Consider the following 20,971-nt stretch of genomic DNA (forward strand, 5'->3'; position numbering starts at 1 on the left):
ATTGAGGTGAGCTCGCAGGTCAGTAGCGATCGGCGTCGACAGTTTCGCGGACCTTACGGACCTGATTCCAACCACGAGCGGCGATGCCGAAGGCAACAAGCGACATCAGATCCGAGACCGTCAGACCGTGTTCTCGATTCAACGACCACAAGACCTGACCTTCCAGCGGGCCGTTGAAGAAGAGCCACGCCACTCCTGCGCAGACGGTCGCAACAACACTGGCCTTCGACGGCTTCATCAAGCACACGGTGCTGGTCACGAACAACAAGTTCATGAAAACCAGACCGTAGAAAATTCCGATCATGCGACTCCCCCCGAAGTTGGTTCGTTCAGCTGCGGTTGAAGTTCAGGTACGCCTTCGACGGAGTCGGGCCGCGCTGACCCTGGTACTTGGATCCTGCCTCGGAGCTTCCGTAGGGGAACTCTGCAGCGCTCGAGAGCTTGAGCAGGCAGAGCTGCCCGATCTTCATTCCCGGCCACAGCGTGATCGGCAGGTTTGCGACGTTGGACAGCTCCAGTGTGATGTGGCCGCTGAAACCCGGGTCGATGAAGCCGGCGGTGGAGTGCGTCAAAAGGCCCAAGCGCCCGAGGCTCGACTTACCTTCGAGGCGCCCGGCCAGGTCGTTCGGCAGTGAGCACACTTCGAGAGTCGAACCGAGAACGAACTCGCCGGGATGCAGTACAAACGGCTCGCCCTCTGCCGGTTCGACCAGGCTGGTCAGCTCGTCCTGGCGCAGTGCCGGGTCGATGTGCGTGTACCGCGTGTTGTTGAAAACCCGAAAAAGACCGTCGAGGCGCACGTCGACGCTCGACGGTTGCACCATGGAATCGTCGAAAGGGTCGATACCCAGACGTCCAACGGAGATTTCGGCACGGATGTCACGATCGGAGAGCAGCACAGGTAGAGGTTACCGGTTCTGCGAGCAGTGCCGACCCATCGCCGGGGGCGATCACATTGCGGTGACGAAGCGCGATGGGTGAGTTCGGGACTCCCACGGCAGAGCCCAGCCCCACCTGTCTCGAGTTCTCCACCCCGAAAGGCGTTCCCGCGCAAAACTTTTAGACGAAACATCCACCAATTTTGCCGACTTCGACACGCGCCTTCTCTTCAACGACGGCCAGTGATACGTCTGCTCGAATGCTCGTCTGATAATGTTCGGAAAGCACGTTGATCGGCGGTGAAAACACGTCCGGTCGGCTGCGACGCCGATGTAGTTCAATGGTAGAACATCAGCTTCCCAAGCTGAATACGCGGGTTCGATTCCCGTCATCGGCTCCACAGATTCAACGCAGGTGGAGGGCGTTTCCGTTCACGGAAACGCCCTCTTGCTTTCACGCTGACGCCGCGAATACGCCGCGCGGCGGGCTTCAGACGCAAGCGTTGATTGCAATCACTGTGCGTTCCACAGTCGCGAGCGCGTCCACAGCGTCGTCCCTACTCAAGGGGTACGAGCCACCAAGTGCTAGAGGACCGGATCTCGGAATTCTGCAGTTCATCGATGCCGTCCGACTGGTCGTGCCCCGGCCTCAATCGGTGTCCATTGCGCGCACTGTCAGGAGAGTGCTGTCGACCTCGAAGCCGATGGTCGCCGGTACCTCGGTTCGTTCACCGTCCATCAGTGATTCGAGCGCGACTACCAACCGATGGGGTTGGAAACTGTTTCTGCTCGGGCACCGCGCGCTTATCAGTTTTTAAAACCGATCTGCCGTAGCGCACCCGGACACCGGGGACCACAACTCACGCAAGAATGCAGGTCTTCTCACAATCACAACTGTGAAAATACCCAAGTCCGTCAAAAATCACCTTCGAAAAGCATCAAGTACGTATTCTTCCTCAGTACCGGACAGCCCTAACCGTAAGTCCCAATGCACGACCATCGGTCTGCACATTAAAAACCCTCACCAACCTACATCTTGTGCCTGCTCGGATCATCCGTGGATCGACTCATACACTCCGGATCCGGAAGAGCCGGATAAATCTCGAAGAAATACCCCAGTTTGGAGGACTGTCACATTAGCGTCGCGCTACCTTCCCGAAGATCTTAAAAAACCGGCAGGTTGGCCCCAATTCGATAGAAGGCCGTAGGTGTCCAGAGTCGAAACCTTATTACTCGCAAGCATTGCAGCGTCTTCCCTGGTTATGACGTTCGGAGCTACGGCTTCTCACGCAACTCCCAAACCGGGCAACTTAGGCGGAGGCAATTTTGGTGGACCTTGGTTGGTGGACTAAAACTCCTCGAATGGCCTCGGATATCAGGACGTCACCTCATTCGGTCCAGGCTCGCCCGCTTACATTGCAGGTCCCAATTTCGATAGCAGGGCCTCTGCCCTGTATGCAGTAGCGAATGCTGCCGGGCTCTCGACGGAGAGAGGAGGTGAATTTGAAATGAATAGCGTTCTCTTTGCTATCGTCAATGTGATCGTGGCGATGGCGAACGGTTCCACGATCCCCTTCTCATTAGAAGGCGCAGGGCCACTAACCGCCCCCCGACTTGTAGGAAGATCGGCCGACCGCATGTGAATGACAGTTTCAGCTCTGCCTGAAACCTGCATATCAGCAGATGCGTGGATCGTGCGGTGGTCACAAACACAATCTCCCCTACCTGTCCAGGAAGGGGAGATTGTGTTTGACAGGTCCCATGCCACGGTGAGGCAGCTACCGATCTCGGACGCGAGCGGGAGCTGTCTCCGAGGTTGACCACGATGGACCTGTACCTAGTTGGCACAGAACCTAGTTGGCACAGACCACTTCAAGTCGTCGACCAGGTAGCCGGTGGAAGCGCTTCGGTCTTCGGCCTGATCACGGGCGGCCGCACTATTTGGTGAGAATCGGTCGGTCGCCTCTTGAAATGTAATTGGCGAATCGCTCAATTCCTGCTTGTGAGAAGCTCCCTCGGCCTGCGCGTTTCAGTGCGGCTTCGACGAATGGGAGCGGTTTCCTGCGGTATGTGCGGTAGATGCTGTCGAGTACTGGTTGCAGTGCCCGGCGTGCGAGGTCTGCTGTTTCCGGGTCTGAACCCCCGAACTTCACTGTCACATTCGGCATTGATACCCCTGTTGGTCGAGTGTCCGATTCCCTGGCCGGAAGCGTACGTATCGGGATCGCGAATCAGTACAGAAACACCAAAACGAGGCGCTAAGTCCCTACTTGCGGTGGATGCGATTCCGTCTTTGGGTTGACGAAAAACAGCCCGACCGCGGCGTGCGGTCCGGCTTCTGTTCTACGACTGCGGGTTACGCCCCGAAGCCGAGGCCGCGGGTTTCGTCTGTTCACGTTGGGTGGCGAATTGCCGATGCTGACGGGTGTTTCGGTCAACCCTGTCCCGTGGTCGACCACCTAGAACGGCGGTTCCACGGTTCCGCAGAAGCTCAATGCCTGTGCGCAGCGCCCCGGGGATCTGGAAGTCGTAGCTGGTCTGCATCCAAGCTGTTCCATCAGCCTCTGCGATGAATTTCCCGATGGGTAGCGCTCGGAGACCCAAGTCATCGGTGCCAGATTCCGCGATCTCATTGCCAACATGCCCCACGACGTTCTATGGTTCATTACATGAGTAATGAACCAGTGAACACCGGGCATCGATCATCGTGATCGACGACGGACGACCACTGTTCCAGCAGATCGCCGAGCAGATCGAAGGCTCGATCATCGACGGCTCACTGCCGGAAGACGGACAGGTGCCCTCAACCAACGAACTGGCGGCGTTCCACCGAATCAATCCGGCGACGGCAGCCAAGGGCCTCAATCAACTCGTAGGCGAGGGGCTCCTCTACAAGAAACGGGGAATCGGAATGTTCGTCACCGTCGGCGCCCGCGATGCACTCAGGTTCAGACGACGAGAAGCGTTCGCGCGCCAATACATCGAGCCGCTGGTCATGGAGGCCGACCGCCTTCAGATTTCCCTCGACGAACTCAAATCCATGCTGGACGACAGGAAGGCGGACCGATGAACTCGAGCACGACAACGACCAAGTCGCACGTCAGGCGTTTCAACGAAACTGAACTCGTCGCCTCGATGCGAGCAGTGAACAGAAGCTACGGGGACGTCGATGCGCTCTCGGACGTCTCGTTCGAGATCAGCCAGAACAAGATCTACGGCCTGCTCGGCCGTAACGGCGCAGGCAAGACCACGATCATGCAGATACTGACCGGACAGGACCTGCACACCAGCGGCGACGTCGAGGTATTCGGCGCTGCCCCATTCGAAAATGCCGACGTCCTGGCGAACGTGTGCTTCGTCAAGGAAAGCCAGACGTACCCCGAAGACCTCAAGGTCAAGCATGTACTCGTCGCCGCCAGCCATCTTCTCCCGCATTGGGACCACGCGTTCGCCGAAGCATTGCTCGACGATTTCCAACTTCCCCTGTGCCGCAAGGTGAAGAAGCTTTCGCGCGGCATGAGGTCAGCGTTGGGGGTAATCATCGGACTTGCCTCTCGCGCGCCGCTGACGCTGTTCGACGAACCGTACCTCGGACTCGATGCCGTTGCGCGCCAACTCTTCTACGATCGTCTGCTTGCGGATTACGCCGAACATCCTCGCACTGTGGTGCTTTCGACTCACCTTATCGACGAGGTAGCCAATCTGCTCGAGCACGTGATCGTCGTAGACAGCGGCCGGATTGTCGTCGACGAGGACGCAGATGCACTGCGAGGTCGCGCCGTAGTGGTATCCGGCCCCATTGATGCGGTGGATGCCGTTGCCACCTCCGGCAGGGTCCTGCGCCGGGAGACACTAGGCGCCCACAGCCGAATCATGTTGCAGGCCGATGTGACCGAGACCGAGCGAATCCGACTGCGGGAGGCCGGAGTCCAAGTAGAACCGGCATCTTTGCAGGAACTTGTCATCGCGACTTCGACGCAGCGCAAGGAGATCACCGCATGAGCATCGCAACGACAGCGCCACGGACGGTCCCGAAGGCGCCCACCCGGTCCAGGATCGGTTCCGTCCTCCAACTGCACACGGTCGCGTGGCCGTTGCTGATCGCCTGGCCGGTGGGCATCCTGTTGATCTCTTTCCTCATCAGCTTCACCATCTACGCGATCGTCCGGAACGATGAGGGTGAGGGATTCACCGGCAGTGTGTTCTCCGTTTACGGTTTCGTGCTGGCGTTCTACCTCCAGTCGATGACCCAGACGTTCCCGTTCGCGCTCGGACTCAGCGTGACTCGCCGCGAGTTCTTCACGGCCACCACGGTAATGGCGCTGGCACAGTCCGCAATCTTCGCAATCGCGCTACAACTGCTGTCAGTGGTGGAATCCGCCACCAACGGCTGGGGTGTGCACATGCGCATGTTCGGCATCGCACGCTATTTCACCGACAGCGCAGCCGTGCAGTTGCTCGCGCTGTTCGCGACACTGCTGCTGACCAGTTCGATCGCAATGCTGACAGGTGCGATCTACCAGCGGTGGAGGACCACCGGTTTGCTCGCCTCCCTCACCGGCCTCTTCGGTGTGCTCGGCCTGTCAGCGATCGTAATCACCTGGGCCAGCTGGTGGCCGGCGATCGGTTCGTGGTTTGCCGATACTTCCCGAGTGGTGCCGATGGCACTACTTCCATTGGCCCTGGCCATCGCCTGCATAGCCGGAGCATGGGGCACGTTACGTCGAGCAACGCCCTGACCGAGTAATCATGTGCGACGCCAGATGTCGCACCGTCTCCGAGCGCCCCTCGGATCGACACCGCCCAGGTAGTTCGGCCCCTCCCTAGCCTAGGGAGGGGCCGAACTTCGTAACAGGTCTATCGCGTCCCCGGGTCCGTTCTACTGCCGAGCCACCCGCTCGACAAAACTCGAAGCACGCAGCACCAGTTCATCTTTCCGGTGCTGGCGCGCAGCAGAGGCGTCGTAGCCGGTGTAAGGAAGAGGTGGGTCGTTACGAACATTGGCTGAGCATTGGAAGTCTCGGCAGATCAGTGTTCCGACTGTGCTGCCGCGGCGACCAGCGGGCCCGGCCAACTTGGCGCCGTAGAAGACGACCTCGTTGGGAAGTCGCGTGTCACGGCACCAGGAGCACTGGGCGCGCGACCGCGGAGTGGCCTCCGCTTGAACGAGCAAAACTCCGATGGTCTCCCCGTCGAGTGTCGGGACAATCGCGTAGGCGCGTCGGCCCATTTTGGGATCTCGCCAGCCCAAATAGTCGAGAACGTCGAAGTCGATGGCGTCGAAGCCGTCCGGCAGGGTGAGATCGGACTTCTCCTTGCGGCTCGCGTTGACCAGGCTGGAACGGATAGATGTATCGGTCAAAATGATCATGGGTGTTTACCAATCGTGGCTCGGTGAAGGTGGGTACAGCTCATGGCCCGATCAGCACCAAGTGCTGTCGGGTCCGAATGCGCTATCTGCTGTCGGCGTAAGCGACGCCGACAACCCCCTCACACCCATAGGGCTTCACCGTGTCCACACCGCGATGGTAGCCACAAGCCTGCGTCACGGGCCACTCTATTTAGCGTCACACCTGCAAGGGCGGGGTATCAGAAGAGACGAATAACGCACTGGACATGAGGAATTCGTGAGACTTCGGATAAGACATTCGGTTCGCCTGCTATCGGTATTCTTGCCTGGTCGCGGAGCGGTCTACCGACTACTGAGAAAGCACTTGCAGGACAATCTCTCCAATAGTCACCGAAATTCCGCACCACAGCAGTCGGGACTCTGCGCTGCAACCGACACAGATGGACAATCCTCACATTCTGCCGATTCAACGTGCCGATCATGCGACAATCGGACCGTGAACGACACCGACAGTGGAGTTTCGCATCCGCACCGATCGCGACTGCTGAGCGTCGGCATCCTCCTCTCTGCCGGTTTACTGTGGTCCACTCCCCTGGCCGCGGCAGCACCCGCCGTATCCGGGCCGGCAAGTTGCGTACCATTCGGAACCGCCCAACTGCCGCCAGGTGTGCCCTCCGGCGGTGGCCGAGTCGGGCTGGCGCACCTACCGACCTTCACCGGTTCGACGGCCCCTACCTCCGTCGAGATTCGCACGCCGATAACTCAATTCAATCGCTTCTGGGACTTCGCGCTCGTCGACCACGACCTGCTCGCCCGTCCGCGGGAGCCTGGCGTACCGACCACGGAAGCCTGGCATTTCGTGCCGATGCCCGAGTGCCTGCGTGGACGACTGGTCGGGATATCGCTGGACGACGACGAACTGGTCGCAGTCGACGACAACGGCTGGATCTACACGATGGACAACGCGTCGCAGGATCCGCTGGTGTGGAACTGGACCTCAGCGTGGGGTGCGCCTCTGTGGAGTGGCCCAGGCAGACAACTCCCAGGCGACCGGCCGAACGGGTGGGCGCTGAGCGTCTCGTCGCCGTGGGACAACCGAACCTTCACCGACGTCGCGGGACGAATCCACTACGTCGGACTGGCCAAGATGACGATGATCCCCACCTTGACCGGGGACGGTAGCCGGATCACCTATGCGGACCCGTGGCTGCCCAACGACGACAGCTACGAGATCGGCGGCCCGCTTGGTGGTCGGTTCCGGGCCGACTCGCTGTCGGCGGCTGGATCGACCACCTTCGTGATGAACAAGTACGGCGACATGTACACCCGCACATTTGATTTCGACTCTTCGGGCTCCGACTCGATCTTCTTCCGATACAGCTGGGAAGACCAGTCGGGTAAGCCCACCGCACCCAACCTCGTTGCAGAAACGCTCGACCGCAACACCGCAGCGATCCAACTTCCGGCGCCGGACTGGGTGCACCAGCCCAAGATTCCGGGTGAAGTCACATCCGCGATCAGTGTGCACTCACTCGGTCCCGGCCCGAACCGGCGCGAATTGCGCGTCGAGGGCCGCCGCGACGCTGAATCCGGCTTCTGGCACAAGGATCTCGTCGGTGGCGTCTGGGAGTTCACACCGACAGGCGCTCCCATCCTCGGCACAGCGATCGAGAACACGCCGACAGACCGCTCGGCAGACACTCTCGCCCCCGCCGCCCCCTGGCACTTGTCCGCATCCCTGCCCGCTCGCAATGGCGCCATCGACGGCCAAACATTGATCGACATCGGGTTTCCGTACTCTGTCGTGGATCCGCGCCTGCTCGACGCCATCGGCCAGCACGCCCAGCCGTCCGGATACCAGCTGAAGGTGGACCACTTCGACCCGGCCGCCACTACCCGGACCGCGACCGTGACTGCACCTGATGGCACGGCGCTACCAGTCGTCCTGCACACCGCCGACGGGTTGAGGATGTCTCCCCGAGAGTCCGGCCTCGACAGCAATCCGCGCCACCTCGTCGGGGCAATCGAGATCCCGGCGACCGCGTACGCAGATCGGGCATCCAATCCGGCCTTGGATACGTTCGTGCGGGACTGGATGCACGGCAACCACATTGCGGCAATCACCCTCAGCGCCACCGACCACGACTTGGTGATCCGCTAGCTGAAACCAGCGTCGCCCAGGCCCGTTCGTCCATTACGCTCTGTAGATGGCCGAAACCACACGCGACGTGCCGATATCGCCCGTCGACGCGATTCACGGCCCGCACGGCCCGCTCGCGCTCGACGGGGCAGCGCTCGTCGAACTCTGGCCGCTTGGCCCGTTGGCCGGCAATGTTCGAGTCGGTTTCACAGCGGTGTCCTACAACGAATACTTCTGGATCGGAATCCAGGCGGATGCAGAGCATCTGCCTCCAGCTTCCAAGATCGCGCACGCCGTCGAGCGAGCTCTCGACGAAATAGCAAGCACTGCAATCTGACTGTGCCCCGCAGGTGATGTCTTGATGTCAGACCCACTCCGCTCATCGCGGGTTCGCACACTCGACCACACCCGCCGAGTGCAGGAGTTCAAGCACCCGATATAGCTACCACCCAGTAGTAATTTTGTGAGCCTTGACACATCAGTAAGGCACTCAATACTGTTCAGCGGACGATAGTCGTCTCTAATTCGGTCGACTCCAAATCTCCCGAAGACAAGGAACCGAGAACTGATGCGCAACAACCGAACCCACAGTGAATACTCCGCCGAGGGGATCCAGTGACCGAACCGAACGTCCAGTCGAGTTCTGTGATTTCTCCGCGCCAGGCCGGAGGGCTCGCCGCCGTTGGCTTCCTCGCATTTTCCGAAGTCACCAGCGGAATGTTGCAGTCGTGGTACATACCACTCATACCGAAAATCGGACAGAGGCTCGACGTCAACCCCGCACAACTCAACTGGGTCTTGGCGGCATACCTACTTTCCACCGTCATCTGCGTCCCATTACTGGCCAAACTGGGCGACAAATACGGTCATCGTCGCATGGTGATGGTTGTGCTCGGCTCCGTAGCCCTCGGAACGATCCTGACAGCTGTAGCTCCGTCCTTCGGAATCTTCTTGTTGGGCAGGGTCATCCAAGGAACACTGGGCGCACTACTTCCACTCGAGCTTGCAATTCTCCGAGAACGAGCCGGTGCCGGTTCCGGACGCGCGATCGGAATTCTCGTGGGGTGCCTTGGCGCCGGAGGAGCCGCAGGAACCCTTTTGGTCGGACTACTCGGAACCAACGCAAGCCTGACTCTGGTCCTCTTCGTGCCCGCTGCGCTCGCACTGGCAAGCCTTGCCACTATTGCACTGTTCGTTCCCGAAACATCCACCCGTGCAACTGGTTCCATCGACTGGACAGGTGCAGCACTTCTTGGCATCGGCCTCGCGATCTTCCTTGTCGGGATCGGCAACGGAAGCAAATTGGGGTGGACTTCCACAACAACGCTCATGGCAATCGGTGGCGGCTTGGCGTTGCTTGTTGCTTTCGTCGCGCTCGAAAAGAAAATCAGCACCCCGCTGGTCGACTTGACCTTGTTGACGAAGGGTGGCGTGGGATTCCTGTTGGGATTGACCAGCCTGTTCGGCTTGCAATTCTACGGAGCTGCCACTGTCTCAGCACTGTATTTCGCTTCCAAACCCGAAGTCGCCGGGTACGGGTTCGGTCTCGATTCGATGGGCATTGCCCTTGCAATCACTCCAGTACCCATCGCCGTCATGATTGCGTCGTCACTCGCCGACAGCGTTGCGCAAAGATTCGGCACCCGAACGACACTGCAGATGTCGGCGATTCTGATTTCCACATGGTTTGCTGGATTGATCGTATTTCGAGACACTCTGTCTGGCTTCATTGCAATGGGATTGGTCGGCGGTACCGGAATCGGTTTGTTCGTCGCACTCCTTCCCGCTCTGGTAATTTCGCGCGCACGCCCGGAGGATTCCGCGATAGCGGGTGCTCTGTACAACACATCGCGAACGGTTGCGGGTGCAGTCGCCGGAGCCGCCTTTACCGCAATTATGTCCGGCATGCTGATCAGCGGGTCGAAACTACCAACTGAGAGTGCGTTCGTCACTATCTGGGCCGTGTGCATCGGAGTGGGTGTTCTGATTTTCGTCTTGGTCCCCTTCCTCAGCAAGCTAGGCGGTAAAGCGTATCGACCCGAACCGATTGAGCAATTGGTCGACATTCCGGTCCGAGAATCATCGTGACGTTGTGCGGGAGGAGTCTTTGCCTCGATTCCTCCCGCTTCGAACGAGAAAGCGGCTTCACTTCGCTGCACCGTCGAGATTGACCCGAACAAACGACTCGACACAGACCCGACGATGGCGCGTGGCATGATGGGTCCATGTCGCGTGCCATGCCACAACCATCTGGTCGTGGGCGACCCAGCGACCCGGACATAGAGACACGCATTCTTTCCTCTGCGTTGGATTTGTACGGAGAACTTGGTTGGGCGAGATTGAACCTCGATATCATCGCCCGACACGCCAAAGTTGGAAAAGCAGCACTCTACCGGCGATGGACGACCAAAGAGCAGATAATGTCGGATGCATTGCGATCGAGCAAGAGAACCGTCCTCGACTTCGATACCGGAACGCTTCGAGGAGACTTGATTGCGATCGGTCACGTCACGGTAGAGCAGTTACTCGGTAAGCACGGCTCAGTACGAATGCGAGCCATGATCGATGCAAAAATCTATCCCGAACTATTCGAGGGAGAAATTGCCGACTTTCGCAGTGAGAGCATTGCCGGCGGTCGCGAAATTATCTTTCGGGCAATCGAACGCGGAGAGATCAGCAAAGGAACGTCACCGGCCTTGATTCTCGACGCCGTGGCAGGAACAATTGAGCACCACTATTTGATGACCCCGATGTCCAAAATCAAAGAGTTCGAAGCCGGATCCGACACGTACGTCGAGTTGGTCGTCGACCTCGTTCTCGCGGGCCTCAAATCCCAACCCGGATCCAACGACGAATAACCAACACTGTTGCCGGTAGTTCGACCCCGACGGATAGCCGGGCGAACCATGGAACGATATTGCGCGTGGCGTTGGAACGGGACTCGAGGTCGTCGACGCTGAGCCCGGTCGGTCAGCATCCGAGCGGATCACGTCCCGTTCACATTTCGGCGCACGAGAAGGAGGCTTGGGAATGACAGAGAACAGTAATCCCACAATCTTGAGTTGGTCTGTGAAAGAGTCTCTGCTACAGTATATTCGCGTGCTGGGTGAGATTTCGTATGCGTCTGGCCTCGTTGAGCTGGGTGACGAATTGGTCTGGCCACTAGCGTCCGATCATCATGACGCAGACGGGGTTCGGATTGCCGAGTTCGGTGGCGCGATCCATCTTCGTGCTCACGACGGGCTTCTCGATATCGTCATTGCCGATCCGGAAGTTCGTGTGAACGAGACGCAGGGGCAACTGAGCGTGAGGACCGCTCTGGACGCGCCGGAACGCGTCGTGATTGCGACCCTCGATGGTATCGAGAGCTCAGCGTCTGTCCTGCGAGCCGAAGTACAGGTGACCGCCGACGGCCCAGCTGTGTTCGGCGCCAATTACCCTTCGGGTACGAGACTCTCGCCATTGACAATCGGCAGTGACCGCAACTGACAGACGTCTTGCGGTCTTTCAGAATGGATCGAGGGACACGTTGTCCTCCTCCCCCATCTCGACTGCGGACGCGTAACGCACTGCGTGGCGCTCCAACGCCACGGCTGCTTGGGCCTCCCCTTCCCACTGGTCCCGCAGAGTAGATCCGTTACTCGTCGATCGCGAAACCCTCGCCGTCGAGAACTCGATGTCAGTGCGAGTGAAGGTGCACCGCTCGAAGTTGGTGGACGCGGAGAATCGCGCGCTTTGGAAGGTGCAATCGACAAAGGCGGTATCGGCGAACTCCGCGCCTGCCAGGTCCGAGTCGTCGAATGCGCACCGCTCGAACAAGGTATTGGGCACAGAGCGGAGCCTGTGTGCTTTCATCCCGGTGAAATCGCAATCGACGACCTTCGGTCCGATCGTCAGACGCGAAGCAGTGACTCCCCGGAAACTGCATCGCTCGAATCGGCGATTGAGTCGTTGCTGACTCGTCAGCGCAGCGAAATCGAAACGGCAGTTGAACATCTCAGCCTCGAAGGCGGTGAGCGCGCCCCGTACGTAGCTCAGGTCAACACGTTCGAGTGCGAGGAATCTGATGTCGAGACCATCGCTACCGACGACTAGACCGCGCAGATCCACGAAACCGTCATCGGTCTCTGTCCAACGAGAAGTGAGAGTGTGAGGGGGCTTGACAATCCGCGACTGGACGACCAATTGCGCGCGCAGATTCTCGACATCCTCATCCGCCCAGCGGCGGCGCAGTGCGGTGATCTCGGCCTTCTTCACAGATCGATCGTATCGAGCACCGAAAATCGGTGTGTGCCTGCCAAGAAGCGGGTCACCTGTAGCCGGCTCACTATCCGATTCATCCCGTCGTCGGGGCAACGCATATTGTCGAGAGGTCCTGACTGATTCGAGCCTGCAAGCCGGTGTCATCTCGACACTGTCGTCGCACTGGGAGGCGAAAGATGTTCACACCCGTGGAATTCGGCAAGGTCTCGGTGTTGATTCCGGAGAACGGTGGAGCCGTCCCCTACGGAAACACCGTGGTGGTGCGCGGATCCGAAGGCACCCTCGTCATGGACCCTTCCCTTTCTCTCGACCGCGACCCCGTCGGCGCGGATCTCGTATTCGTCAGCCACGGCCACGAAGACCACATCGCCGGACTACGTCACTTCGACACACCGGTTTACGCGCACCACCTCGACGCACCCGCGGTTGCATCCCTCGACACGCTGCTCACCAACTACGGACTTCCCCCAGGCCAACGAGCCGAGGTCCAGCAATCGATAGCAACTCAGTACGGCATCCCCTCGACGCACGAGAATGTGGCGGGGATCGATGACGGTCACGTCTTCGACCTCGGCGACCGCACCGCGACAGTCATTCATTTGCCTGGTCATACTCGCGGACACTGCGGCGTCCTTGTCGAGCCCGACGGCTTCTTCTACGTCGCCGACATCGACCTCACCTCCTTCGGCCCGATGTACGGCGATCTTGGCAGCAGCGTCAACGACTTTCTCGACTCCATCGACCACGTCGCAACGATCGACGCGCGTTGGTACGGAACTTTCCACCAGAAAGGCGTAATCGAGGGCAGCGAGGAATTCCGTCGACGCTTGACCGCCTACCGGGACAAACTCCTCAGCCGCGAAGAACGACTCGTCAACTTCCTCGATGAACCACAACGCTTGGAAGACATCGTCGCCCACCGCCTCGTCTACCGGCCCCACGTCAGTGCCCCGTACGTCGACGCCGTCGAACGGCGAACAGCGCAACTTCACCTCGAACGACTTATCGCATCCGGCGCCGTCATCACAGTCGCAGACAAGACGTACCGTCGTGTCCTCTGACGTTGGAGTAGGCAACCTGCCGCTCGACGATCACTCGTAGCATAATCTTCGGCATGAATTGGAACAGTTCCACAGATACCGGATGGTTTGTCAATCTTGCCGAAGACGGTTCAGCCGTAACGATTTTCGATCCATCGGGAAGCGTCTACGGCGCACTGTCCCCCACACACACGGACGAGGGCGATCAGACGCCAGGTAGAAGGAAGCGGGATTCGTCGCGCGCCGCTCGAGATCGACAGGCTCTCACCTTCCGCAAAGGCCATCCCGCAACACTTCGATTGTCCGGAGGGATGACCGGAACTGTGACAGATCAACAACCCAAGGCAATGCGTCGAAAGAACAAGCGATGCGAAGTGGTCATCTCCGACCGGACGTATGTCTTCGCGCATTCATCGAGTCGGAGAGCGACGGCTCTGCGCGACGGATCCGCCTTGGCGCACATGGCCCGCGGACGCTGGTCAAACCGAAGTACCGTCACTCGGAAAACCGTGTCGGTAACGGACGCACTCGACGAGTGCGTGCTGACGCTATTCCAGAAAGTAGTGACTCCCGGCCGTACCGGAGCATTCGATCAGGTGATATCGGACCTCAGCAGTATCTGACACAGCGGTGCCGTCATGGTGTGGTTCCTCCATCGCTGGCTCGTTGCTGGGGATTGCCGTGGCGGACGAACTGTGCCGTACGCCACATTCAGTGGATCTCAACCGCACTCGAGACACTAGCTTTCAACTACCTGGTCCACGCGCATACCCGGATGAGGCAAGACTTCTTGCGTCATCGACTGATGTCCACGCGGTTTGTGGGTGACCGACCATCGGTATTCCTCAGGTTCAACCGGTTTCGGTAGAACATCACGGATCGGAAGGCTGGAACTCGAATCATGGACACTGTCGACGACTTGGATTTACTCACCCAGCGACTGTCACCGGGCGCGATGACCACCGATCCAGATCTCCTCCAATCCTATCGACAGGACTGGAGTTTCGACCCCGCAGCAGGCACACCGGTAGCCGTTGTTCGTGCATCGACGACATCAGACGTGCAGGAGACCCTTCGCTTCGCCGACAGCCGAAGTATTTCAGTTGTCCCACGGGGCGCCGGAACCAGTGTCGTCGGCGGATCCACGGCCATCGACGGCGCGATAACCCTCAGCCTCGAACGAATGAGATCGATCCGGATCAACGCATCGTCACGCACGGCAATCGTCGAACCGGGCGCACTCACCAACGATGTGAAAGCCGCTGCCGCAAAAGAAGGTTTGTACTATCCACCAGACCCGTCGTCATTCGAGATCTGCTCGATCGGCGGCAACGCCGCAACCAACGCGGGTGGTCCTTGTTGCGTGAAATACGGCGTTACCAGCGACTACATTCTGGGAATGACCGTTGTGCTAGCGGATGGGTCCATCGCTGAACTCGGCGGAAACCGCATCAAGGACACCCCCGGGCTCTCGTTGACGAAGTTGTTCGTGGGCAGCGAAGGCACTCTGGGAGTGATAACCGAACTGACACTTCGGCTCATCCCTCAGCCCCCGACTCCTCACACATTGGTGGCCTTCTTCCCGCTGATGTCCGAGGCCGTCACCGCCGCACGGGACATCACAAACCACACACGCCCCTCAGAACTCGAAATCCTCGACAATGCCGCCATCAAGGTGGCTGAAGAGTTCCTTCGCATGGAACTCGACACCGACGCCGGGGCACTCCTCATCGGGCGCTCCGACGCCGGCAACGCCGCAGAGGCCGAGATGGAACTGATGCGCACGTACTGCGAAAAACGGGGAGCCTCAGCTGTATTCGTCACCGACGACCATCACGAAGGTGAGCTGTTCATCCGTCCGCGCTACGCCGTCTACGAAGCCTTCGAGCAGAAAGGCGTGGTCATCGGCGACGATGTTGCCGTCCCGATCGACAAGCTCCCTGAGCTCACCGACGGTATAGCCGACATAGCAAATCGCAACAACACCACTGTCGTCAGCTACACCCACGCCGCGGACGAGCTCACACACCCCGTCCTCAACTATCCGGTCGGCGACGAAGCGGCCGCAGCATCTGCAGCCGCGGCGAGACGAGAGATCTATGACCTCGTGAGGGCACTGGGAGGGACCGTGACAACAGAATACGGCGTGGGACAACACAAACGAGGAAACCTGTCGAATGCCTTGGACCCGGTCGTGATCAAGCTGAACAGGGCAATCAAGAACGCCGTCGACCCCAACAACATCTTGAACCCGCGCGTTCTGATCCCGTAGAGGCCACAAAGGTCGAGTAATCAGCGACCCGAGTTCGGCACACATCCTCCCGAATCTCGGTCCGAAGTCTCAACCGAAAAATCTGGCACTCGAGGTTGCAGAGTGCCAGATTCTTTGGTTATCATGTTCTCGCACAGTGAGTTCGGTCGCCGTCGAGGTGACGGTGACCTTTCTTCGACGATACGGGAGGTGTGTTGCTGTGCTTCGTTTCGATCCTTTCACCGACATCGACGCGATCACCAAATCCTTGCTTGCTACCGGAACCGGTAGTAACCGAAGTCCACGCTTCATGCCGATGGACCTCTACAAGGTCGATGACCACTACGTCCTGCATGCCGATCTCCCCGGCGTCGACCCGGGATCGGTGGACGTACAGGTAGACGGCTCGACTCTGACCTTGACCGCGCACCGTAGTGCCCTCTCCGAAGAGGGCGTGACGTGGCTGGCCGGTGAGCGTTTCACGGGAACGTACAGAAGGCAGTTGTCCATCAGCGAGGACATCGATTCCGAGCGGATCGTCGCCTCGTACGACAACGGCGTATTGACCGTGAGCTTGCCGATCGCCGAGAAGGCAAAACCGAGGCGAATCGAAATCTCGTCGGCGGCTCCTGTCCGATCTGCACATTCCGAGACGGAAGCTCAGGGACAGATCGAAGCCTGACCTGATCGGATCTGTAGCGCTACCCACACGCCTGGATCACGCTGCAAAATTCTGCAGTCCTGGCGCGAAATCGCCTGCACAAGAACCCTTCATCCCAGGAGGTCTCCTATGTCCGCGACAACCGTGGCCCCCGTACCCACTCTCGCTGAACCGGTGCTCTGGAACGAAGACCCGCAGCGGCAAAAGTGGTGGAAGCGCATACTCGCAACCAGTCCGCCGGAGAATCCCCACAACGAAGAGTTTCAACCCTGACAAGGCGACACAAATTTCGCCAAATATGTTGTCCAGCACATAAAACGATGCCTTCCGTCCGGGCGACCGGGCGGAAGGCATCGTGCCGGAGTTGGATTCTCCACTCTTACAGGTTGATGACGTCACCGACAAAGATCTGGTCGGGATCGACGATGTGCGGGTTCATGTCCCAGACCTGCTGCCAGGAAAGCCCACGTTCTGCACCGAGACCGGACAACGTATCGCCAGCCGCAACGATCACCTCTTCGCCCGACACACGGGATTCAGTCTCCGGAATACTTTCTGCCGGTGCAGATTCAGATGACACGGGTTCGACAACCGGAGCGGAAGCGGGCTCCGGTGCGGATTCGATTGCCGCCTCAGGTGCAGGTGCAGGTGCAGGTGCAGCGGCAGGAACAATGCTCGAACCGGTATCGCATGCGCCGACCGAACTCAGGAAGGCCATCGGATCGACGGCCCCACCACTGTGAATCCGCAGATGCAAGTGGGGACCGGTCGAGCTACCGGTGTTGCCGGTTGCCCCGATCTCATCGCCGACCTCGACGTGCTGACCCACTCCGACCCAGGTGTCGGAGAGGTGTCCCATCTGGATCTGCTCGCCGGTGTCCGCTTCCAATTGGATGTAAGTTCCGTATCCTCCTGGATCATTGGGCCCTGCAACAGAAATCGTTCCCGACGTCGGTGCGTGGAGCGTGGTACCGACGCTTACGGCGAAGTCGACGCCGTCGTGGCCCGCGTGGTACCCCTGCGAGAGTGATCCACCTACCGGCCACTCCCAACCGCAACTGGCCGACCAGCCTTGCGCACCGGCGATACCTGCGTTGGCTACTGCTCCGGCACCTACGAGGGCGCTCACTCCCGCGGTCAGGGCGATGAATCGTTTTGTGTTGGAGGGCTTGTGTTTTCTGTGCTTACTCATTGTTTCCTGACTGGATGTGGACGGTGAAGGTGCAGCCTCTACCGGCTGACAGCACTCGAAATGTGCTGAGCTCATGGCGAGCAGCACCGACTCCGTTGTGTAGAACTTTTCGAATGCGCCCAATACGGGGCGTGTAAAAGACGAAGCTCGCGATCGAGGGCACCTGGCGATCAAACGGACCGATCAGACTCTGACGAGTTCTGACTTCGTGGCGGTTCGCTCTGCCGTGCACTGTGAATGCAGGCGCACCGAACTTCAAATTTTTCGATCGCAGACCAATCGAGGCGGGTGTCTACCCGGACGGTCGAGAAAGGGGTGGAACATGCAGATCCTTGCGTTGCGGATGACGAATCACCTCATACGCTGTCGTTTCACGACGCTGCACGCGACGGTTGAACTACCTGGGTACGTACCTGTTTTTGCACGTTCGTCCCGACCGGTCGTGACATAATGCCGCGCCTGACAACGCCCCCACCAGGAAAAATGCCGAACGGGAGACCAGCGCACGTTCCGGTGTCGGAAACGCGCGCTGATCTCCCGTCGGGTAGATCTATTTATGTGGTCGAGCTAGCGCTCTGTGTTTGTCGAGCTACCGCTCTGTGTTTGTCGAGCTACCGCTCTGCGGCGTGATGGGCAGCGATATAGCCGTAAACCAGGCCCTGGCCAATCGTCGCGCCGGCACCTGGATAGGAGTGACCGAATGCGTTGGCCGCGGTATTGCCGATCGCATAGAGACCGTCGATGATGCTGCCGTCCTCACGAAGCACGCGGGCACGCGCGTCGGCTTGTACGCCACCGCAGGTACCGAGGTCACTCAATGTCATCTTCACCGCGTAGAGGGAACGACCGTCGACCGGCCTCAGGTTGGGGTTGGGAGACACTGTCGGGTCACCGTAGTAGCGGTCGTACGCACTTCCTCCACGACCGAATTCCGCGTCGCTACCTGCTGCTGCGGCCTCGTTGTACGTCCGGAAGGTCTCGGTGAACGCGTCCTCCGGCAGTCCGACCTTGCGAGCGAGCTCTGCCGGGTTGCTCGCCTTGTGTGCGATACCGGACTCGAAGAATGCCGGTGGAAGGGGCTGACGCGGGAAGATGCCGCCGGCGAACACGTAGCTGTTGCGGTACTCCTGGTCGAAGACGAACCACATGGACTCAGCCGGGTCGCCCGCCTTCTCCCTCTCGAGCACGCGCTGACCGAAGGTCATGTAGTCGGTTGCCTCGTTCACGAATCGCCGGCCGGTGTGGTCGACGATGAACGAGCCAGGCAGGGCACGCTCCGCGAGCATCACCATCGGCGGCCGTCCCTTGATGCTCGCGACCGCCGGGAACCACCACGACTGGTCCATGGAACCGATACCGGCGCCCAACTCCTGCGCGGCCTCGATCGCCTCGCCAATGTTGCCCTCGGCACCGAGGCTCTCGTGCTCTCCGAGGCTCTCCGACTGGTACTTGTGGCGCCACTCCATGTTGTGGTCGAACCCGCCGGCGGCCAGAACTACGCCGCGCCGGGCCGTCACCATCACCTCGCGGCCGTCTTGCACGACGACTGCACCGGTCACGCGGTCGCCCTCGGTGACGAGCCGAACCAACGACGTCTCCGTCCACACTGGGATACCGGCTTGCACCACACCGGCGAACAGGCCAGCTGCGAGCGCCTGACCACCGGCGATGTATTCACGCTTGAGGACGTACTTGCCGTAGACGCCCTGCGCCAAGCGGCGGATGATGCGCGGAAAAGCCTTGGTCGGCTTCTTCACCATCAGGTTCATCCATTTGTAGTCCGCGCCGGTCACGGGCATCGGCAGCCCGGCTTCCATCAAGCCGGGGCGCAGGCGACCGCGTTCCGCACCGAGCACCGACGCATCGAACGGCAGGCACTCACAGGTGCGGCCGGCGGCGCTACCGCCCGGCAGTTCGGGGTGGTAATCGGAGTATTCCTTGGCCCAGAAGAATTTCATGGGCGTCGTGCGATGGAGCATGTCGACCGTGGCGGCACTGTTGTCGACGAACGCCTCACCGCGTGCGGCAGGTGCCGTATCACCCACCGCTGCATGCACATACGTCTTCGCGCGCGCAATGGTGTCGCCCGCACCGGCTTCTGCCAGTACCGGGTTGGCAGGCATCCAAAACGCCCCACCGGACCGCGCCGTCGAACCGCCAACGTACTGCGTCTTCTCCACGATCAGCGTGGACAAGCCGAGCTCGTTCGCGGTGAGGGCCGCCGCCATGCCGGTACCGGACCCGATCACAAGCAGGTCGACAGCGATGTCATGGGCTCGTGTCGCGGGGGGTGCCTGATTCTTAGCCATTGAACGAATCCCTTCACGTGGTTTATCGACGCAAACGCTAGGGCAGTCGCAGCGGAGTAGGGTCCGGATGCCCATTCAGCGGGACACTGCGAGCGGGTTGGCTCTGACAGCATCCGGTCAGAGTGGGCGCAGTTCGGCCGTCACGGCAAACAGCCCGGTCCCTGAGTGACATATTCGCGGCGGTTGATGCCGGGAGTCGGGAAGAATCGTGGGTGCGTTTGATCGTTCCTCGACATTGTCGACCAATTCGCAGATCGGTCCACCATCACGCCAGTGTGTCCTCGATCCACGAATTTCTCCTATTCGAGCGGATATGGTGAGGCTGTCCCTTCGATCACGACCGTGGTGGAAAGTGGTAACTGCAAGCGACATTGCCGGACACTGGAGGTCTCTCGTGATGAATCTCGTTCGCCGACTCAGCGTCTGCGCATCCGTCGTGATCGTTTCGGCTCTGACGCCGGTAGCCCTCGCATCCGCTTCGGTGACCACTCCGTTTCAGATCAACCCTGCGCCGTACGGCAACCCGAACGGCAGCTTCGACGCGCCTGCCGTCCGCTGCGTAGCTGTAGTCGGCGAACAACCCGGCACGGTGACGATCACCGGCGGCAAGGAAGACCGCTGGGGATGCCTGCTCTCGTCCGAAGTGCGCTGGCTGAACCTTTCGACCGGGGCCTCCGGCTCCGCTCGGCTCTCGGACGGTCTGAACGGAGTCCCGGCAGAGGCGATCATGCAGACCGGGACCGGTCAAGTCGCTGTCGCCGTGCTGTCTGTGGCCGGATCCATCATCACCCCAGGTGTCACATCGTTCTACGTGCCGTAGCACCGAACTCCGCATCACCGGCACGGTGGGACCTAAGGTCCTGTTTACCGACCTGTCATCCCGGTTA

The 20,971-nt window shown here is 59.9% G+C and carries 20 protein-coding genes and 1 tRNA gene; 15 read left to right on the plus strand and 6 right to left on the minus strand.

Going from position 1 to position 20,971, the window contains the following annotated elements:
• Positions 1-19: 19 nt before the first annotated feature.
• On the minus strand, positions 20-304 hold the full coding sequence (locus tag I7X09_RS25990) for a hypothetical protein (protein ID WP_019747487.1): 285 nt from the start codon (positions 302-304) through the stop codon (positions 20-22).
• A gap of 25 nt (positions 305-329) precedes the next feature.
• On the minus strand, positions 330-899 hold the full coding sequence (gene dcd / locus I7X09_RS25995; protein WP_019747488.1) for a dCTP deaminase: 570 nt from the start codon (positions 897-899) through the stop codon (positions 330-332).
• A 306-nt stretch (positions 900-1,205) separates the two neighbouring features.
• On the opposite strand from dcd, the gene I7X09_RS26000 reads away from it, so the two are divergent.
• The 4 genes from I7X09_RS26000 to I7X09_RS26015 all read left to right on the plus strand — a co-directional run bounded on the left by I7X09_RS26000 (position 1,206) and on the right by I7X09_RS26015 (position 5,617).
• Positions 1,206-1,279: transfer RNA gene (locus I7X09_RS26000), tRNA-Gly, on the plus strand.
• Positions 1,280-3,585: 2,306 nt separating this feature from the next.
• Positions 3,586-3,948, plus strand: coding sequence for a GntR family transcriptional regulator (locus tag I7X09_RS26005; RefSeq protein WP_019747490.1), 363 nt, complete (start codon positions 3,586-3,588; stop codon positions 3,946-3,948).
• On the plus strand, positions 3,945-4,880 hold the full coding sequence (locus tag I7X09_RS26010) for an ABC transporter ATP-binding protein (RefSeq protein WP_200314365.1): 936 nt from the start codon (positions 3,945-3,947) through the stop codon (positions 4,878-4,880). Before I7X09_RS26005 ends, I7X09_RS26010 begins: the two co-directional genes overlap by 4 nt.
• The gene (locus tag I7X09_RS26015) at positions 4,877-5,617 is read left to right on the plus strand and encodes an ABC transporter permease (RefSeq protein WP_200314367.1); all 741 of its coding nucleotides are present in this window, start codon (positions 4,877-4,879) and stop codon (positions 5,615-5,617) included. Before I7X09_RS26010 ends, I7X09_RS26015 begins: the two co-directional genes overlap by 4 nt.
• Before the next feature lie 140 nt (positions 5,618-5,757).
• Here I7X09_RS26015 and I7X09_RS26020 read toward each other — a convergent pair whose 3' ends face one another.
• The gene (locus I7X09_RS26020; protein ID WP_200314369.1) at positions 5,758-6,249 is read right to left on the minus strand and encodes an FBP domain-containing protein; all 492 of its coding nucleotides are present in this window, start codon (positions 6,247-6,249) and stop codon (positions 5,758-5,760) included.
• Positions 6,250-6,724: 475 nt separating this feature from the next.
• Between I7X09_RS26020 and I7X09_RS26025 the strand changes: the two genes are divergently transcribed.
• From I7X09_RS26025 to I7X09_RS26045, 5 genes are all read left to right on the plus strand, one after another.
• The gene (locus I7X09_RS26025; RefSeq protein ID WP_234036716.1) at positions 6,725-8,389 is read left to right on the plus strand and encodes a hypothetical protein; all 1,665 of its coding nucleotides are present in this window, start codon (positions 6,725-6,727) and stop codon (positions 8,387-8,389) included.
• 46 nt (positions 8,390-8,435) lie between these two features.
• Positions 8,436-8,705 carry a WS/DGAT domain-containing protein gene (locus I7X09_RS26030; protein WP_234036717.1) on the plus strand — a complete coding sequence of 90 codons (270 nt, stop codon included), beginning with the start codon at positions 8,436-8,438 and terminating at the stop codon, positions 8,703-8,705.
• 278 nt (positions 8,706-8,983) lie between these two features.
• Complete coding sequence (locus I7X09_RS26035) at positions 8,984-10,456, plus strand: MFS transporter (protein WP_200314371.1); 1,473 nt, start codon at positions 8,984-8,986, stop codon at positions 10,454-10,456.
• Positions 10,457-10,593: 137 nt separating this feature from the next.
• On the plus strand, positions 10,594-11,226 hold the full coding sequence (locus tag I7X09_RS26040; protein WP_200314372.1) for a TetR/AcrR family transcriptional regulator: 633 nt from the start codon (positions 10,594-10,596) through the stop codon (positions 11,224-11,226).
• 172 nt (positions 11,227-11,398) lie between these two features.
• The gene (locus I7X09_RS26045) at positions 11,399-11,857 is read left to right on the plus strand and encodes an HtaA domain-containing protein (RefSeq protein WP_200314374.1); all 459 of its coding nucleotides are present in this window, start codon (positions 11,399-11,401) and stop codon (positions 11,855-11,857) included.
• Between the two features lie 18 nt (positions 11,858-11,875).
• Here I7X09_RS26045 and I7X09_RS26050 read toward each other — a convergent pair whose 3' ends face one another.
• Entirely contained in the window at positions 11,876-12,625 is a 750-nt protein-coding gene (locus I7X09_RS26050) for a pentapeptide repeat-containing protein (protein WP_200314375.1), read from the minus strand.
• 182 nt (positions 12,626-12,807) lie between these two features.
• Between I7X09_RS26050 and I7X09_RS26055 the strand changes: the two genes are divergently transcribed.
• The 5 genes from I7X09_RS26055 to I7X09_RS26075 all read left to right on the plus strand — a co-directional run bounded on the left by I7X09_RS26055 (position 12,808) and on the right by I7X09_RS26075 (position 16,856).
• Positions 12,808-13,692, plus strand: coding sequence for an MBL fold metallo-hydrolase (locus tag I7X09_RS26055; protein WP_095971818.1), 885 nt, complete (start codon positions 12,808-12,810; stop codon positions 13,690-13,692).
• Between the two features lie 53 nt (positions 13,693-13,745).
• Positions 13,746-14,294 carry a hypothetical protein gene (locus I7X09_RS26060; protein ID WP_200314377.1) on the plus strand — a complete coding sequence of 183 codons (549 nt, stop codon included), beginning with the start codon at positions 13,746-13,748 and terminating at the stop codon, positions 14,292-14,294.
• 278 nt (positions 14,295-14,572) lie between these two features.
• Positions 14,573-15,943, plus strand: a complete 1,371-nt coding sequence (locus I7X09_RS26065; protein WP_200314379.1) for an FAD-binding oxidoreductase — start codon at positions 14,573-14,575, stop codon at positions 15,941-15,943.
• A gap of 199 nt (positions 15,944-16,142) precedes the next feature.
• Positions 16,143-16,604 (plus strand): Hsp20/alpha crystallin family protein, encoded by a 462-nt coding sequence (locus I7X09_RS26070; protein ID WP_095971815.1) that lies wholly within the window; start codon positions 16,143-16,145, stop codon positions 16,602-16,604.
• A 108-nt stretch (positions 16,605-16,712) separates the two neighbouring features.
• Positions 16,713-16,856, plus strand: a complete 144-nt coding sequence (locus I7X09_RS26075; RefSeq protein WP_166812263.1) for a hypothetical protein — start codon at positions 16,713-16,715, stop codon at positions 16,854-16,856.
• Positions 16,857-16,962: 106 nt separating this feature from the next.
• Here I7X09_RS26075 and I7X09_RS26080 read toward each other — a convergent pair whose 3' ends face one another.
• Both I7X09_RS26080 and I7X09_RS26085 read right to left on the minus strand, forming a co-directional pair.
• On the minus strand, positions 16,963-17,775 hold the full coding sequence (locus I7X09_RS26080; protein ID WP_200314381.1) for a M23 family metallopeptidase: 813 nt from the start codon (positions 17,773-17,775) through the stop codon (positions 16,963-16,965).
• A gap of 611 nt (positions 17,776-18,386) precedes the next feature.
• On the minus strand, positions 18,387-20,084 hold the full coding sequence (locus tag I7X09_RS26085) for a 3-ketosteroid-delta-1-dehydrogenase (protein WP_200314388.1): 1,698 nt from the start codon (positions 20,082-20,084) through the stop codon (positions 18,387-18,389).
• Positions 20,085-20,481: 397 nt separating this feature from the next.
• Here I7X09_RS26085 and I7X09_RS26090 point away from each other — a divergent pair, with 397 nt between their 5' ends.
• On the plus strand, positions 20,482-20,904 hold the full coding sequence (locus I7X09_RS26090; RefSeq protein WP_200318089.1) for a hypothetical protein: 423 nt from the start codon (positions 20,482-20,484) through the stop codon (positions 20,902-20,904).
• Positions 20,905-20,971: the final 67 nt, after the last annotated feature.

This window comes from Rhodococcus sp. P-2 (assembly GCF_016598535.1).
GTDB lineage: Bacteria > Actinomycetota > Actinomycetes > Mycobacteriales > Mycobacteriaceae > Rhodococcus_F > Rhodococcus_F baikonurensis.